The sequence below is a fragment of the Microvirga arvi genome (assembly GCF_016892765.1).
In the GTDB taxonomy this organism is placed as follows: Bacteria; Pseudomonadota; Alphaproteobacteria; order Rhizobiales; family Beijerinckiaceae; genus Microvirga; species Microvirga arvi.
This window is the reverse complement of record NZ_JAFEMD010000018.1, coordinates 57,093-71,441: the sequence shown is the minus strand read 5'-3', so window position 1 is coordinate 71,441 and position 14,349 is coordinate 57,093. Positions and strand designations below refer to the sequence as shown.

The following is a 14,349-nucleotide window of genomic DNA, read 5'->3' as shown; positions in this document are numbered from 1 at the left end:
TGGCCTAGCAGCAGGAAAATATACTTCATTGCCAAGGTTGAGACACGGCTCGTTCCGTAGCGAGAGAGGGTTAGACGCTATAAAAGCTATAGCTCAGCCGGTAGCGCTCCGCTCAAGCCGCGATTAGCCTACCGAATGATAGCGAAAGAGCGTTTGCACAAGGGCGAGCGCATCCCTGCGCTTCAAATCGACTTTGGCGGCAGACAGCGATGCACACGCCCGTCTGAGTTGTTCGTCCGATAGCCCTGAAACAGGGGCCGCCTCAAGAATAGCATCCCAAGTTCGTGTCTTATAGAACATACTTTTGGCGATCTCGATCACTCTGGTGCCCGTGTAAGCTCCAACGAGATCGTGCCGAATGGCCTCTTGCACCGTGGCGCGGACGTTCACCATTGCTTCTGTGAGCGGGAGAAATCCAAGTTCGGGCGGTCCATGGAGCAGAGCGACTTCGTCGTCATCTTCAAGAGTACCGTCCCGAAACCACTCGAAAATGCGGCCGACACCGATCATGCCATATGTATGAAGCTCCGCGGCGCGCAATGCGCCGATGCTCGCCGCCCCATAGACAGCAATGCCACGATCAAGGGCAAAAAGGATTTCCTCATGCCAAACGGTTGGGCTTGTCTCGAAGTAGCCGTCAATCACGCCGAGGACTGTGGGTCTCTCAAGTGCGGCACGATGCAAATCGCCTTGCCGCAGTGGTGGGCGCCATTCCAAGCCCGATGGAATGACCGACGCTGGCAAAGAAGGGCCCGAGAAGATGATTGCCTTCATATGCTGGTGGTTTCCATATGGCGCGCGCGCGGACCCGGCCGATAGTTGGGATGGGCGCTAAAGCCCTCAAGCCCGGGGATAATAACTCGTACGACAGGAATGCCAAACTCCGGACGCGTGAGGTCCACGACAATAACCGATGGGAACCCTGCCGCCCGTAGCCTCTGCCGCATCCAGCCAATATCGTTCCAGATATCGTTCGCTACTAACGTGGGAACCTCCCGAAACGATCGCGGTGACGCGATCGCCGCGAGAGCATCGAGCACGGCCGCACCGGTTCTTTGCTCCAGCGCATCCTCATACGCATCTGAGAAGATGTCGTCCCTCATCCCAGTGATGTGGGTTAGCCGGGTTTGCGCAGCCTCCGTTAGTGCGCGCGAGAGCGCAATCTCGCGGCCGACATGACAACCAGCGCCTCGGGACCGCCGGCTCATAGTCGATGGGTCGTGAGTTCTCGGGTGGATCTCACATATGAAGACAGCAATTCCGCAATCAGATGTTACGTCCCACACCTGCACCGCCATGCCGGACCGTTCATACTGTTGAAGGAGATTCAAGCAGTTCGGGTCATCAATCGTTGCAAGATCCACACGAGTTCGTGCGCGGACTATCGTACTGCGGCGTTCCCACAGTGCCACGGCGTCCCTCTCGACCACCTCGCAGATGCCGGAACTGATGGCCTCAAGGACATGATTGCCAGAGGCCAGACCGTTTGAACTCGCAAGAAAGTAATCTCCACAATCGTGGGATGACAGCTCGAAATCTGTGTACACCAACTCAAGCGGAACCCAACACGAGCGGTTCTCACAGAGATCATAGCCTTCAATCCACGGAATTTCCGTTCGGGGACTGAGATGACGTTCGGTCCGGTTCAGCAGGTCCGGCGGGGCCACGCGAGCATGCATGCTCAATCGGCGTAAGCTTTCCCAACGAGCGCGTGCACGAAGCTCTTCGCCATGGAGCAGTTCAGCGGCCTCCATAAAGGCCGAGGTCATGGCGTGCACCAGGGTTGGTCCCTTACCCTGCGAGACGGCGACAGAGTGTGATCGCGGCCGGATGGCTACTGCTACAGGAATACCGATATGATCGAGGCCCGTGACATTGCCGAGTCGGGTGATGCCCATCCTGGCTCCGAGCGGGCGCATGCGGCCAAGGGTTTCCTCTGGCGACTCACTGCGGTGGGCGCCATACCAATATACCTTCGTGAGATGTTGCCCCAAGCCATCGAGCAGGCGCGAACTCATCGATCCAGCAGCTTCGTGTAAGGCGGTCTACATGTTTACCGCTTGCCAGACGACGGTCGGCCCTGCTTCTTCTGTAGAGGCTTCGAGGCTCCCATGCCACCATCCGCTACAATGCGTCGATCGACCGGAACGCGCACGGCAGATCCATTAGGTGATAGTTTTCGAAACAGGTTGTGCAACTCGGCGGCCTCTGGCGTATCGCCTAAGTTCAGTGGTTGGAATGGGCTGCCCCGTTCAGAAATCAACAGAGCTCCATTCTCACGCTTGAGAATGACTGAGCCGTCAGACCTATCGCTGGGAACGGATGCGCTGGCTTTGGGGGCAAAGGCCGGTGAAAACAATGCGCTGACCCCAGCCACAAGGGAGGTTCGCCATGAATTTCGTAGCCACTTCAGCATGTAAGGACGTCCCCCAAACCGTTAAATGATCTATGGATCGTGTCGATGAGGCGCGCTTGAGGTTAAGTAGACTGCCGAGTCGTCTAAACTGTCAAGTAGCGTCGACTAAAGATTTCCAAGTGAAGAGCAGTCCGTAATGCCAAATAACCAAGACTAATCTGGCATAGTCCTTGGACATTCTCCTGGAATAAGCCATCCATCAGACAGCACAGGGGCGCATTCCCTCACGCGGTTGCTGGGACCGACGCTCATCGCGAAACTACGGCAGGTAAACTTATTGGTGTGGCGTATTGAGACGTTCCGTCAAGATGCACGTCTTTTCACATCAAGGCTGCGCCGCCATGATAGTAACGAAACAGTTCTACGTGCGAAATAGGCATTAAACATCCCTGCACAGCAAGTGCTAATTCTGAGATCATAACGATCTTCGATTAACCCGACTGCGGTGCCCACAAATATCTGTTTGCAACACCCTATTCAGTTAAACTGTAGTATTTATTTGCGTTCACATTGCATATATTTGCATAGTTGCGATTGATTCCAGATCACTAATGCAGATCTGAGACTTTGTCGGTGCAGACTATGCAAGAGTAGTATCTCTTTGGAGGAAGACAATGAAGCTACTCAGCTTAATCGTATTCGTAGTACTTATTCCCTTTTCCAGTGCATACAGTCTTTGCCACGACAACTTTTCTGATTTCGCGGAATCAAAGTTGCGTATCCTAACCCAGGAATACCACCCAGAGCGAGTAGGATCCAAAGACCGCCCGCCACAGGCCCGAGCGCTGAACCCTTTAGAGCTGCAGACGTACAGCATCGGTCTTTATGACGCTTTCAAAGGAGCTCCGGCATTCTTTCGCAAACAGCTTTGTGTTTTTGATTACGTCTTTATTGATCCCGATCTAAATCCACCTAGCACACGGGCAGGACGGACCTCACCGGGCGGATGGGGATTTTGGGCTGACTTAGACCAGCAAGGGCAACCTCAAAGTGCGATCGGCCTCAGTGCAAGGCTGTGGGAACAGCAACCGGACTTTGCGAGTCATGAAACCAATATCAATGCAGCTGTGCGAGGCATAAATCGAGGTCGATATCAAGGACAGGCCACGTATACATCAGCTAGATTAGGATCAACATTTGGTACCCGAGCTGCTGGATTTGACACGACATTGCTTGGCATCTTGGCTCACGAGGCCGGGCACATTCTCTGGCGGGATCAAGACGTCTTTCGGCAGCGAGGATGCTATACGTCTTGGAAGCGCCTTAGTCACCGAGTTGCTGACAATGGACGGTTCCAAAGGTTTGGAATTTTCGCGGCCAGAAGCGAACCGCGGAATAGAGATTCTGTATACAACATATATGCAAGCGGAGAGTGGGCCAGTCTTTTCGGAACGGTCTCACCGAGTGAGGACTTTATCGAGTCTTACAAATTGAATGTCTTGGATCTAGCATCGCCAAGATTGGAAGTGTTGAGGGTTCAGGACGCACAATCCGGGTTAGACGTAGATGTAATGTCCCAGATCAGAAATCCGAGTACGCAGCTTCACATGAAGAAAGAGTGTTTTATTCGAGCGCTGAATGAGCTTGCAGTGCCTCTTATTCCCTATTGAGGCGGCTTGGGTGATCTTGAACTCTGCGAGGGCGTTGGCTGGCTATCCAAGCCTATCTATGATCGCCGATCTTTCAACTGCACCCAACCAGTCTAAGTAGTTAGGCCCGCTATATACTTGGACCATAGGTCCAATGCTTCGCGTTTCTCTCTAGCATAGGTTGCGCGATTGTAGATCCCAGCTACCCCTGCCTTGTGGCCTGAGATGTGGTTGAGGATTGCCTCAATGACGTGGGGCAGGGTGCCGAGTTCACCTAAGCGTGTTGCCGTCGTTCGCCGGAGGTCGTGAAGGCGCCAAAGGCGCAATACAGCCCCGCCTTTAGCAACACGGATATCCAAGCGGGTCTTCGATTTCGACCACCCACTGAACCCGCCTTGGCCCTCGCCGAAGACAAACTCGCGCCCCTCTCGGCGGGGGATGCTCTGCAGAATGTGCAAGGCGGCATCACTGAGGGGCACCTCGTGCGTCAAACCATTCTTCGTGCGCTCCCTTGGAATGATCCAGAGTGCTTGGCCGAGGTCCACCTCCGACCACTTCATGTCCCCAACCTCGTCGCGCCGCTGGCCCGTCAGGAGCAGAAGCCGAATGATGCGGCCATGATCGTCATCGCGGCAGGCCCTCCAGATGGCGGCCAGCTCTTCGTCTGTGACGACGTGCTCGCGGGAGACTTCGACGGCCACCCTCATGGTGCCCATAACTGGATTGGCCTCAGCGAGCCCAGCTGCCACTGCCCAGGCGAAAAGCGCAGACAGGGCGGCACGGGCACGGTTGGACGCAACAGGCCCGCTCTGCTGGGCAATCTCCTCGAGGCGGTTCGCGACCAGAGCCCGTCTGATTTCGCTGATGGGCAGTCCCTGCAAAGGCTGCCAATGCCTCTTCAGATGACGCTCGACCTCCTCGAAGCTGCGCGGCTTCAGGCGGTCCTGCGCATGCTTCAGGTACCGCTCAGCGACAGCCTCAAAGGTGATCTTCGCGCGCGCCTTGGCTTGTGCCTTCTCGGCGTGAGGGTCTGACCCCAGCTGCACCTTCGCAAGTGTCTTCTTCGCCTTCTCGCGAGCCGCATCAAGGGGAACAGTATCCACACGGCCGATGGTTTCGCGGCGGGATTTGCCACCGGCGCGGTACTGCACCACCCAGACTTTGCCCGTCGGGTTGATGCGGACTCCAAAGCCCGGGAGCACCTCATCCCATTCGATGTGGTAGGGCTTTCCGGCGGGAATTTGGAGGCTGGAAACGGACTGCTTTGAGAAGCGCATGGGACCCTGCTGGTAAGCAGCTGGTAAGCAGGCTGATACTTGCCAGCGATCATCTCGGATCACATGATCTGGTGGTCCCCATTGAATTGTCAATAAAATTCGGTGCTATGATGCTTACTGATCGCTTATGATCAGTGCGGCTGCCAGATTGTGGATCTGGGGGTCCCCCGTTCGAGCCGGGGCGGCCGTACCACTTCAAAATCAGTGGTTGAGATCTTGCAGGTTCGAGGCATGCCGTCTGAGAACCTGATTTGGCGCGCCTTCCGGAGGCATGGGCTCAAGGCTCCTGCTCTTGGAGGAGGCCCGCTCATTGGACTGTACCCCTTCCGAATTTTGAACTAGGACCCGAGCGGCGATCTCCGGCACAAGTCGCTGCGTCCAACAGGTCAACAGGGTCGATAGCGATGGGATCAGGACCAGAGACTGCCGAAGCGCGTCGGACGCGGGTCGGCGTTCTTTATGCACTGGCCGCTTTCTTCATGTGGGGCTTGGCCGTTCCGCTGCACTTCAAGCTCCTCTCATCCATCCCGGCCCTTCAGATCCTGGCTCACCGCATCGTTTGGGCGAGCCTGTTTGCTCTTGGGCTGATCCTTGCCTTCAGACAATGGAACAAGCTTGTTGAGGCTGTGCTCTCCGGGAAGAGTCTCATTTTGTTGAGCATCTCGGCCGGTCTGATTGCGATCAACTGGCTGATCTATATCTGGGCCGTGAACTCCGGGCATCTCGTCCAGACGAGCCTCGGCTATTTCATCAATCCACTTCTGAACGTGGTGCTGGGTGTACTGTTCCTGAAAGAGCGGCTTCACCCGGCCCAGGTGGTCGCCTGCCTTCTTGCGGGAGCGGGAGTGCTCGTCTTGGGCATCTCCTCCGGCGAGATGCCCTGGGTCGCGTTGGCTTTGGCATGCAGCTTCGGCTTTTATGGTCTGGTCCGGAAGATCGTGCCGGTGACCCCGCTCATCGGTTTTTGCATCGAATCCCTGCTGCTCACGCCCTTGGCGCTGGGCTATCTGGTGATGACCATTGCGGATGGCAGCGCTGCAGCGTTCAAAGGGCGTCCGGACCTCGACCTGCTTCTCATTCTCACAGGGTTCAGCACGGCGGCGCCACTCATCTGGTTTGCTGCGGCCGCTCAACGATTGAAGCTCTCCACCATCGGCCTTCTGCAGTATCTGGCGCCGTCAGGCCAGCTTGCGCTTGGCGTGCTCGCCTATGGGGAGGCCTTCGGGTGGATCGATGCGGTCGCTTTCGGACTGATTTGGACGGCCCTTGCGATCTACACGGGCAGCGCCCTGAGGTCTGCCCCTCGTCCCTGAGAAATGAAAACGCACGAGATGAAATCGCTGCTCGCAGGCGAGAGCGGCGCGTCACAATCGTGCAATTCTTCGAACTGTACTCATCTTCCCGAGCACAAACGAAGAGCGGCTCCGGTCCAAACCGGAGCCGCTCGTGTCCCAGTGGCTTGCGTTCTTAGATGACGATGAAGTCGGCCGCCGTGAGCCTGGCGAGATTCTCGATCACGGCGAACTTGACGGCCGCCGTCGAGCCCGTGCCGTCCGCATCGTAGGACAGGGCCCCTGTCTTGTCGTTGTAGATGATGCGGTCGGCGGAATCCAACGCCTTCTCCCCCACCACGAAGCTGCTCGCGGAGAGCGCGCCCCACTTGAGCTTGGTGAAGACCGAGTCGTTGAGGCGGATCGTGTCATCGGCCACGTTGAAGTCGACGATCACGTCCACGTTGCTGCTGCCGGCCTTGGTGTCGAAGGTGAAGGCATCCTTGCCCGCGCCGCCGATGAGCACATCGGAGCCGTTCTTGGCCCAGATCTTGTCGTCGCCGCCCTTGCCGTCGATCAGGTCGTTGCCGGAGGTGCCGGTCAGGCTGTTGGCGGCGCTCGTGCCGTTGAGGGTGGTGGTCGTCGTCGGCCGCGCGGGGGCGGGCGTCGTCGGCGTGGTGGGCGTCGTCGGGCTGGTCGGCGTGCCCGTCTCGGCCACATCGGCCACCGTGAAGGTCACGGTGCCGGCGTCGGTGTCGCCGTCCGCGTCCTTGGCGGTGTAGCCGAAGCTGTCCGAGCCGAAGAAGTTGCTCTTCGGCGTGTAGACGAAGGAGCCGTCGGCGTTGAGCTTGACGCTGCCGCCCTGGGCGGTGGCAAAGGTGCCGGCCACGGCGGCCTTGCCGCCGTCGGCGGCGGTGTCGTTGGCGAGCACGCCCTGGGCCGCGCTCACCGTCAGCGCCTGATCCTCGGTCGCCGCATAGCGGTCGTCCGCCGCCGTGACGGCATCGTCATTCGACTCAGGCGTCGGCGTCTGTGTGGGCTGCGTCGGCGTCGTCACGGTGCCGTTGTGATTGAAGTTCAGGGCATAGAAGGAGGTCTGCCCGTAGCCTGTGCCGTTGGTCTCGTTCGCGCCGAGATAGGCGCCGGCCTTGAAGTAGAACGTATCCGACTGCCACACGCTGTTGATCTTGCTGACCGACTTGTAGATCTGACCGTCGGCGAAGACCGTTACCTCGAGATTTTCTCCCTTGGCGTTGATCGTGTAGGAGAAGCGCTCGTCCAGCGATACGCTCGGCTGCTGGCCTGAAGCATTCACGAAGTAAAACTTCGTCTCGCTGTTGCTGGATCCGGCCTGATCGTTGGCGAAGTAGAGCTTGCCGTTTTCCCAGTAGAGACGAACCAGCTCATTGTCCTGGCCGTGGATCTGGCCGACGATGATGCGGCCGCCCATGCCGTCGCGGTTGGGAGCGGCATCGACCTCCAAAGTGGCGCTCATGAAGCCGCCGGTGCTGAGGTTCCAAGCAGCATTCGCGGTGCCGTTCATCTCGCGCAGCTCGGAACGGGCGTAGGAGGAGCCGCTGGTAGTGGCGCCATCGACCGGAGCCATGAAGGTCATGGCGCCATCGGCGGCGGTGTAGAAGTACTTGGAATTCTGGTAGGTGGAGAGGTTCTTCACCTCCATGGCGGTGCCGCTGAAGCCGCCATTGGAGTCGGTGGGAAGGGTGATCTTCCAATTGGACAAGTCAAAATTGCCGCCAGGTGCGACAGAGGGATTCAAAGCCATGATATCTGCCCCAAAATTGAGTGAGCCTCTTTTTCGAGGCTTTTAAGTAATAATTGCGCGGTTCTATGGAGAAACTGCTGCGATAGACTTGGAGTAAAACGCAGGATACGTACAGCTACAGGTGAACGTTCAATAGAGCGTTCATAATAGTGCCGACTTCAAAATCAATATTCTGTGATCCGGCGAGAATGTTCTGAATACTGAATAAGGCAACATCGTGGCGGGGCAGTAATTTTTCCGCCAATCAGAGAACAGTGATGCCGATAAGAAAATATTCTAAGACAATCTATCAGGGATAGCAGAAGATTTTCAGGTGTTATTAGATCATCCTTTGCTCTGCAGGACAAAGCGGACCAAGCCATTGAGGAGCAGCCGAAGCATGGCTTTTGCAAGCCTGCACAGCGCGTATTTCAGCCACCACAAATGACCTAAAGAAAGAGCGCCTTGACAGATGGCGCTCTAGGGGGGTCGCTTTCGCGACCAGAGAGGGAGGACCGTGCCAGTCAGGCACTCACGGAGCCTGCGCCTGAAAAGTAAACGATGGATTACCAAAGGGAAAGGTGAGTGCTCGGTCCGTCAACAGGCTCTCTGTGAGCGGATCCGGACAATCCGTGCGCTTGCCGGATTGAGAGCTAAAGCCTGCAGCAGGCGCATAGAAAGACGCGTTGGCATCGGTCCGCTCAAGGAGCGTGGAAGACCGCATGATAGTCATCACGGAAGTCTCTTCAGCGCTGAATCTCGATCAGCCAACGAAATGTGTTCAATGTGGCTGCCTGAACGGCCGTCATGAGGTTCATTCAGTGAGCGGGACGCTCCGTTAATGCAGGACGAGAAGCCAGCTCACCAAAGCAATGGGAGCAATGATGCCGAGGACGAATGAAACTGCATCATGGGCCATGGAAACCTCCTGCGATGTTCTGAAGGTAGGCCATGGCCGATCTGAAGGCGGTGCGCTGCAGCACTCGTCCAGCGCTCGTGCCGTCAGGTTCGTTCAAGTGGTCTTATCGACAGGCTGCTCAGCTTGAAGAACGGTTTCGTCTGCTTGCGCCGGATCGCTTGGGGCGGCCTGTCGCGCCTTGCGCTTCCGGCCGAGCCATCTGTACAGCATCCAACCCAGTCCCGAGCTGATGGCGGCGACCACAACGAGCCCTGAGCTTGGATAGTCCCGGAAATTGACTCGGCTTGTCGTTTCCAGCCCGTCCAATCCGTCGTCAAGCTGCTCATCGGTCTCAGGCATGGATGCGCCTCGTCATGAATGCTTCACATATAGACCTTGCAGACCGGCTGTCCATTGACAGCGAGGGAGTCAAAGCCGCGTGAAACAACTCTTCCGGCCGGCTTTGGGCGTATCGCCCTGGGGAGCGCCGGAGCGATACGTCTCCGGCGCTCCCCAGGGCTGAATCAAACCTTCATCCGAGGCGAGGGCTCATGCCCTCGCGCGGGTGGGTTGGCTCGATGTCTCCTGGCGCTTGCCCTGCCACGTCGCCTTCTCTGCGAGTTGAACGGCAAGGTCGGCCAGGCGGGCGCTGTTGCTGAGCGTCAGCTCGAGATTGTCCTGGATGAGCGAGGCCTGTGTCCTGGCGAGATCCTGCAGCGACCGACACTGGATGAGCTTGGTCCATCCGTCCAGGTTGGTCTGGATGCGCTTCTGGCTCATGCGCAGGCACTCCTGCGAGAGATCCTGTACGCCGGTCGTCACGGTGCGAGCGCTGTCGGTTCCCATGCGCACCACATTGTCCACGCCGTCGAGGCTGGTTCGAAGAACTTGGTTTGCGTCAGCTGACAAACCCGCTGCGACCTCTTTCATGTCGTTGAGGCTCGCCAGTTCATCCTCGACCTGCTCGACAACCGCTTGAGCCTCTTCTTCGCTCAATACGTCAAGAACAGCCGGGAGAAGCTCCTTCCGGTCGTCTCGGATATGCTGCTGGAAGGCTTTCCTCAGTTTCGTCACTTGGCCAAGAAACTCGCCGCTGTTCTTCGGCATCTGATCAAGTTCCTCCAGGAGCGAAGAGGTTTCCTCATTGTCGCTCACGGCTGCCCTCAGAAGATCCTCCATCCCATGCCTTTGCAGGATGGGAAAGAGATGCTGCTCCTGCAGAGTGGCAAGAAGCGCGAGTTCATCCTTCAATTCGGCGAAGAGGCGCTCGCGCGTCTTGGCTGCGCCGTCCGAAGTCGCGAGAAGCTTGTCGAAAAGCTCAATGGCTCTGTCGGGTGGAGTCTGGCTGAAATGTCTGGTGGCCATGATATGTCCTCAATGAAAGGGGTTTTATGTGAACTCATATACGCTCGGCTGATGGGTCAGGATGGGAATCATCCATAGCCATGCAGGTTCCCAGGGTTTTAGGACGCAGTCCGCAGCACCCTGGTCTATGAATGCACCTCAACAGCAAACCTTGACCCTAATACGACGGGAGGCCGGATAAACCGCCACTTCTCGCAGGCCTGCGGCGCGTCTCCGGTCTCGGCGTCGAGCTCGGAGACTAATCTCCACCCGCTGATGATCATGAGATGGGCGGGTTGCCCATTGCGGCATGAAAGGGATCATGCGCCGTTCTGCACGGTCGGGCGGCTCGCCGTCTTTTAGTATTAGAGGAAGCCCTGAAAGCGTTCAGCGCGCCGCCGTCATCCCGGCAGCTTCCGGAACAGGGCTTTTCGTCAAGGTCATCTTTTTATCGCTGCGGCTGCAAGAGACGGTGACAAAGCCGTCCGAGGCGTTGAGCCGAACAGTCGTGACATCGCTCGTGCTGACGAGCTTGACGGGCTCCTCGTCCATCTCCTGGGCAGCCTCGCTGATGATGGAGAGGCACTCGTCATAGGGCATCGATGCGATACGGGTGTCGGCGGATTGAGCGCGGGCAGCGGCACCGATTGCAGTGGTGCCAAGGACACCAACCAGAATTGCCGTCAGAAGGGGGCGCATTAACCGATTCTCCAATGCCCGGAAGATCATCACGCCCGAGCCTTGTCCGCTGTGTTCTATCGCACAGGAGAAGAACGTGCCCCGCCTTGGGCCGTTCCTAGCTGTTGATGTCGCAGGGGGGCTAACCCGCCGGGATCACAGATCGTAGCTCTGCTGTCGTTAGCAGAGCCTGAATCCCGTTGCCGAAAGTGGAAATCGGTTTTCGCAATAAACAACGCGTTAGCCGCTTGATTCCTTCTGGCGCCCGGAGATCTGGCGCCCACGCCGCTCCGCTCGCTCAAGGGCTTCCGCCAGAAGACGGCGGCCCTGCGACAAGGTTTGCTCGTCAGGCGTGGCTACGCTCAGTTCAGCGAGGATTTTATCCGCTTCGATCTCATGGCGCGTGTCAGGCATCGCATCAACCCCTTCAAGCTCTGCTGGTGGAACTGCTGAACTTATCCTGAGGTTCCGAGAGACGATTCGACCGGACATCGCCCATCTGCATCGGCCTCAAAAGAGCCTGCCTTGGCCGTTACCAGCGCGGAAGGACCAACTCGATGAGACTCCCTATGCCAATGAGTTGTAAGATAATTACATTCATCAGAGCCCGCCATCCACGATCGCAGAAACGCGGACCCTCTAACCCGGTCCGCGACGTGTACGGCGTTGCGTATTGCCCAACTGCAGGCCAGCCCGATTAACGTCCATTCTTATTGCGCGTTCAGACATGATTCATCGCAAGACAGCCGGTCACCGCTCCATGGCGACAGGGGGACCGGCCCCCTTGAAAGACGCTCTCGACCTGCAGGTCCGCGTACGGACCCTGAAAGCTCTGCTCGAACTGCAACGCTGGCAGGTCGAAGTGCTCAACGGCAGGCTCTATTCATCGGCATCCGGCGGCATCGCCGCCCGACGACTGCTCGATCTCAAGAGGAGAGAGGCGCAGATGACAAGCCTCCCCGTGCCGAAGGGCGTCAACGACCCCTGATGAGGCATCAGCCATCCGTTCCCATGCAAAAAGGCCCGGTGCCGGCACCGGGCCTTCTCTTCGAGATGCGATGGGCGATCAGTTGAACTTGTAGTTCACACCGGCTCGCAGCACGCCAAACTCGGCATCGCGGTCGATATTGACGCGACCGCCGCGGTCGTAATTGTCCTTCGTGTCGATATCCACATAGAGGCCTTCGACCTTGGCGGTGAAGTTGTTGGTGATGGCGTATTCCACGCCGCCGCCGATGGTCCAGCCCCAGTTGATCTCGTCCCCGCTGTGATATCCGAGAACCGGATCATAGCCGCGGTTGCCGCCGATATCGCCATAGGCAAAGCCGGCGGTGCCGTAAACGAGGGCGCGATCCAAGGCGACGCCCGCGCGAGCGCGGATGGTGCCGAAGAAGCCTCCGGAATCTCCCGGGTAATAGGTTGTGCCGTAGGACGCACCCTTGTTGCCGACCGCAGCATATTGGAGATCGGTTTCGGCGCCGGCGACGAACATGCCGAACTGGTAATTGTAGCCGGCCTGCGCACCGCCTGCGAAGCCGCCGTGCCTTCTTCCGGGCACAGTGCCGAAGGCGGGATCGTAGAAACGGCTGTCACCCATGTTCCAGCCATAGCCGGCGTTCAGGCCGGCATAGAACCCGGTCCATGCGAAGACCGGAAGCGCGTTATAGGCCGGGGCAGGGGAGTAGCGGGAGGGAAGATCGGCCGCATGGGCGTTCGAAGCCGCAAGGGCGAGGGCCGCTGTGGCAGCGAGCAGTCCAAGAGCAGAGGTGCGCATAACTGTATTCCGTGCTTTTAATGAAGATGTGGCTAGGCATTTATTGCCTGTCGCGAGACACATAAGGGAATACGAGAGAATGTTTCAATATGTCGGATCGAGACCGTTAGAAACATGATTGATGCTTTATGAAGGTTTACTGTTCATCAACCATAGCACCGGTGCCTAGGTTGAGATTGTCTGCCGATTATGTGCAGATCGGATCGTGAAGTTTGGCCTTCGAGGCCTTTAAGTTACGAGATAAAACTTGGCCTCGTCCCCAACAGGACGAGGCCTTTTTCTTGAGCCTGCAATTGCAGGTTCGACAGGCCGTCAGATTGCGGCATTCTCATCCGAAGCGAGCGCTTGAGCGCGCCGGGCGATCGCCTCCACATCGGCGCTCAAGGCGATCTTGTCCGGAGCGAGTTCGGCAATCGCAAACCAGCCTGCTTCAAGCGCGTCGTCGCCTGCGATGGGCTCGCCCGAGATCCAGCGGCATCGGACGGCAATCAGGATGAAGTGCTGCTGCATCGCGCCCGACGGGTTCCGCACCAGGATGTCGAGCGTGGTGATGATGTCCTGGGCCTCGGCCTTGACGCCCGTCTCCTCCAGGAGCTCCCGGGTGGCGGCCTCCCTGACCGTCTCGCCGAGCTCGATCTTTCCTCCGGGAAAGCCCCATAAGCCGGCATCTGGCGGATTTGCGCGCCGCACCAGCAAGGCCCTGTCCTCACGAATGACGGCGGGGACGGGGGATGGGGACATGAAAAAGGCTCGGCCGATGACGGCCGAGCCTTAGCGCATGATCGTGCTGACGGATAGCGTAGTACTTAACGACCCTGTCGCTGGAACGCCGACTGGAGGGGCTCCAGGCTCTTGGTGAACCAGAGGGCCGTGGTCTCGGCAACATCCTTCCACTGCGCGGAGGCAGCCTCGTAGGCTTGGCGCGTTGCCTGGCTCTGCGCCTTGAGGGCCTCGGGAAGAGGTGTAGGGCTGATCGCCGAGCGCCACAGGTCGAGAGCTGCGTTGCTCTGGACATTCAGGGCTTCGATGATCTTGCCGTTTACCTCCAGGGCACCTTTCGCCGAAGCGGTGACCACCTCGCCGACGGCCTGACGGAAGGCATCGCTCTGCTTCTTCGCCGAGGAGAAGAGGACTTCAGCCGCGATGGGCTTCACATCGGATGCCTTCAGGGGCAAAGCCGGATTGGAGTTCGCGACCGGTTCTGTCGCCGTAACTGCCGGCGCGGCAGCCAACTCGATGAGATCGGTCGTCGGTTTCGTGCCGACGACCTTGGCTGCACTCTTGACTCTAGGCTTCTTCGCTTCCGCCATCGTGGGGTCCTCGCGAGGATGTTGGAGAGG

At 58.1% G+C, this 14,349-nt stretch carries 13 protein-coding genes; 2 read left to right on the top strand and 11 right to left on the bottom strand.

What is annotated here, in order from left to right; translation table 11 throughout:
- Window positions 1-123: 123 nt before the first annotated feature.
- The 3 genes from ILT44_RS13295 to ILT44_RS13285 all read right to left on the bottom strand — a co-directional run bounded on the left by ILT44_RS13295 (window position 124) and on the right by ILT44_RS13285 (window position 5,282).
- Window positions 124-774 (bottom strand): TfuA-like protein, encoded by a 651-nt coding sequence (locus ILT44_RS13295; RefSeq protein WP_204240074.1) that lies wholly within the window; start codon window positions 772-774, stop codon window positions 124-126.
- Window positions 771-2,018, bottom strand: a complete 1,248-nt coding sequence (locus tag ILT44_RS13290) for a YcaO-like family protein (RefSeq protein WP_204240073.1) — start codon at window positions 2,016-2,018, stop codon at window positions 771-773. Before ILT44_RS13290 ends, ILT44_RS13295 begins: the two co-directional genes overlap by 4 nt.
- Window positions 2,019-4,118: 2,100 nt before the next feature.
- Window positions 4,119-5,282, bottom strand: coding sequence for a tyrosine-type recombinase/integrase (locus tag ILT44_RS13285; protein WP_204240072.1), 1,164 nt, complete (start codon window positions 5,280-5,282; stop codon window positions 4,119-4,121).
- A gap of 404 nt (window positions 5,283-5,686) precedes the next feature.
- Here ILT44_RS13285 and rarD point away from each other — a divergent pair, with 404 nt between their 5' ends.
- Window positions 5,687-6,595, top strand: a complete 909-nt coding sequence (rarD, locus tag ILT44_RS13280; protein WP_204240071.1) for an EamA family transporter RarD — start codon at window positions 5,687-5,689, stop codon at window positions 6,593-6,595.
- Between the two features lie 154 nt (window positions 6,596-6,749).
- Here the strand turns inward: rarD and ILT44_RS13275 are convergent, their stop codons facing one another.
- The 5 genes from ILT44_RS13275 to ILT44_RS13255 form a co-directional block, all read right to left on the bottom strand.
- Window positions 6,750-8,336, bottom strand: a complete 1,587-nt coding sequence (locus ILT44_RS13275) for a polysaccharide lyase family 7 protein (RefSeq protein WP_204240070.1) — start codon at window positions 8,334-8,336, stop codon at window positions 6,750-6,752.
- Between the two features lie 991 nt (window positions 8,337-9,327).
- Window positions 9,328-9,573 (bottom strand): hypothetical protein, encoded by a 246-nt coding sequence (locus ILT44_RS13270; protein ID WP_204240069.1) that lies wholly within the window; start codon window positions 9,571-9,573, stop codon window positions 9,328-9,330.
- 189 nt (window positions 9,574-9,762) lie between these two features.
- Complete coding sequence (locus ILT44_RS13265) at window positions 9,763-10,578, bottom strand: phasin family protein (RefSeq protein ID WP_204240068.1); 816 nt, start codon at window positions 10,576-10,578, stop codon at window positions 9,763-9,765.
- A 366-nt stretch (window positions 10,579-10,944) separates the two neighbouring features.
- Complete coding sequence (locus tag ILT44_RS13260) at window positions 10,945-11,256, bottom strand: hypothetical protein (protein WP_204240067.1); 312 nt, start codon at window positions 11,254-11,256, stop codon at window positions 10,945-10,947.
- Window positions 11,257-11,475: 219 nt separating this feature from the next.
- Window positions 11,476-11,649 (bottom strand): hypothetical protein, encoded by a 174-nt coding sequence (locus ILT44_RS13255; RefSeq protein WP_204240066.1) that lies wholly within the window; start codon window positions 11,647-11,649, stop codon window positions 11,476-11,478.
- Between the two features lie 370 nt (window positions 11,650-12,019).
- Here ILT44_RS13255 and ILT44_RS13250 point away from each other — a divergent pair, with 370 nt between their 5' ends.
- On the top strand, window positions 12,020-12,223 hold the full coding sequence (locus tag ILT44_RS13250; RefSeq protein ID WP_204240065.1) for a hypothetical protein: 204 nt from the start codon (window positions 12,020-12,022) through the stop codon (window positions 12,221-12,223).
- A 78-nt stretch (window positions 12,224-12,301) separates the two neighbouring features.
- Here ILT44_RS13250 and ILT44_RS13245 read toward each other — a convergent pair whose 3' ends face one another.
- The 3 genes from ILT44_RS13245 to ILT44_RS13235 form a co-directional block, all read right to left on the bottom strand.
- A complete protein-coding gene (locus tag ILT44_RS13245; protein WP_204240064.1) occupies window positions 12,302-13,009 on the bottom strand; it encodes an outer membrane protein in 708 nt (235 codons plus the stop codon).
- Window positions 13,010-13,321: 312 nt separating this feature from the next.
- Complete coding sequence (locus ILT44_RS31450) at window positions 13,322-13,750, bottom strand: NUDIX hydrolase (RefSeq protein ID WP_204240063.1); 429 nt, start codon at window positions 13,748-13,750, stop codon at window positions 13,322-13,324.
- Between the two features lie 65 nt (window positions 13,751-13,815).
- Window positions 13,816-14,319 (bottom strand): phasin family protein, encoded by a 504-nt coding sequence (locus ILT44_RS13235; RefSeq protein ID WP_204240062.1) that lies wholly within the window; start codon window positions 14,317-14,319, stop codon window positions 13,816-13,818.
- Between the last annotated feature and the right edge of the window lie 30 nt (window positions 14,320-14,349).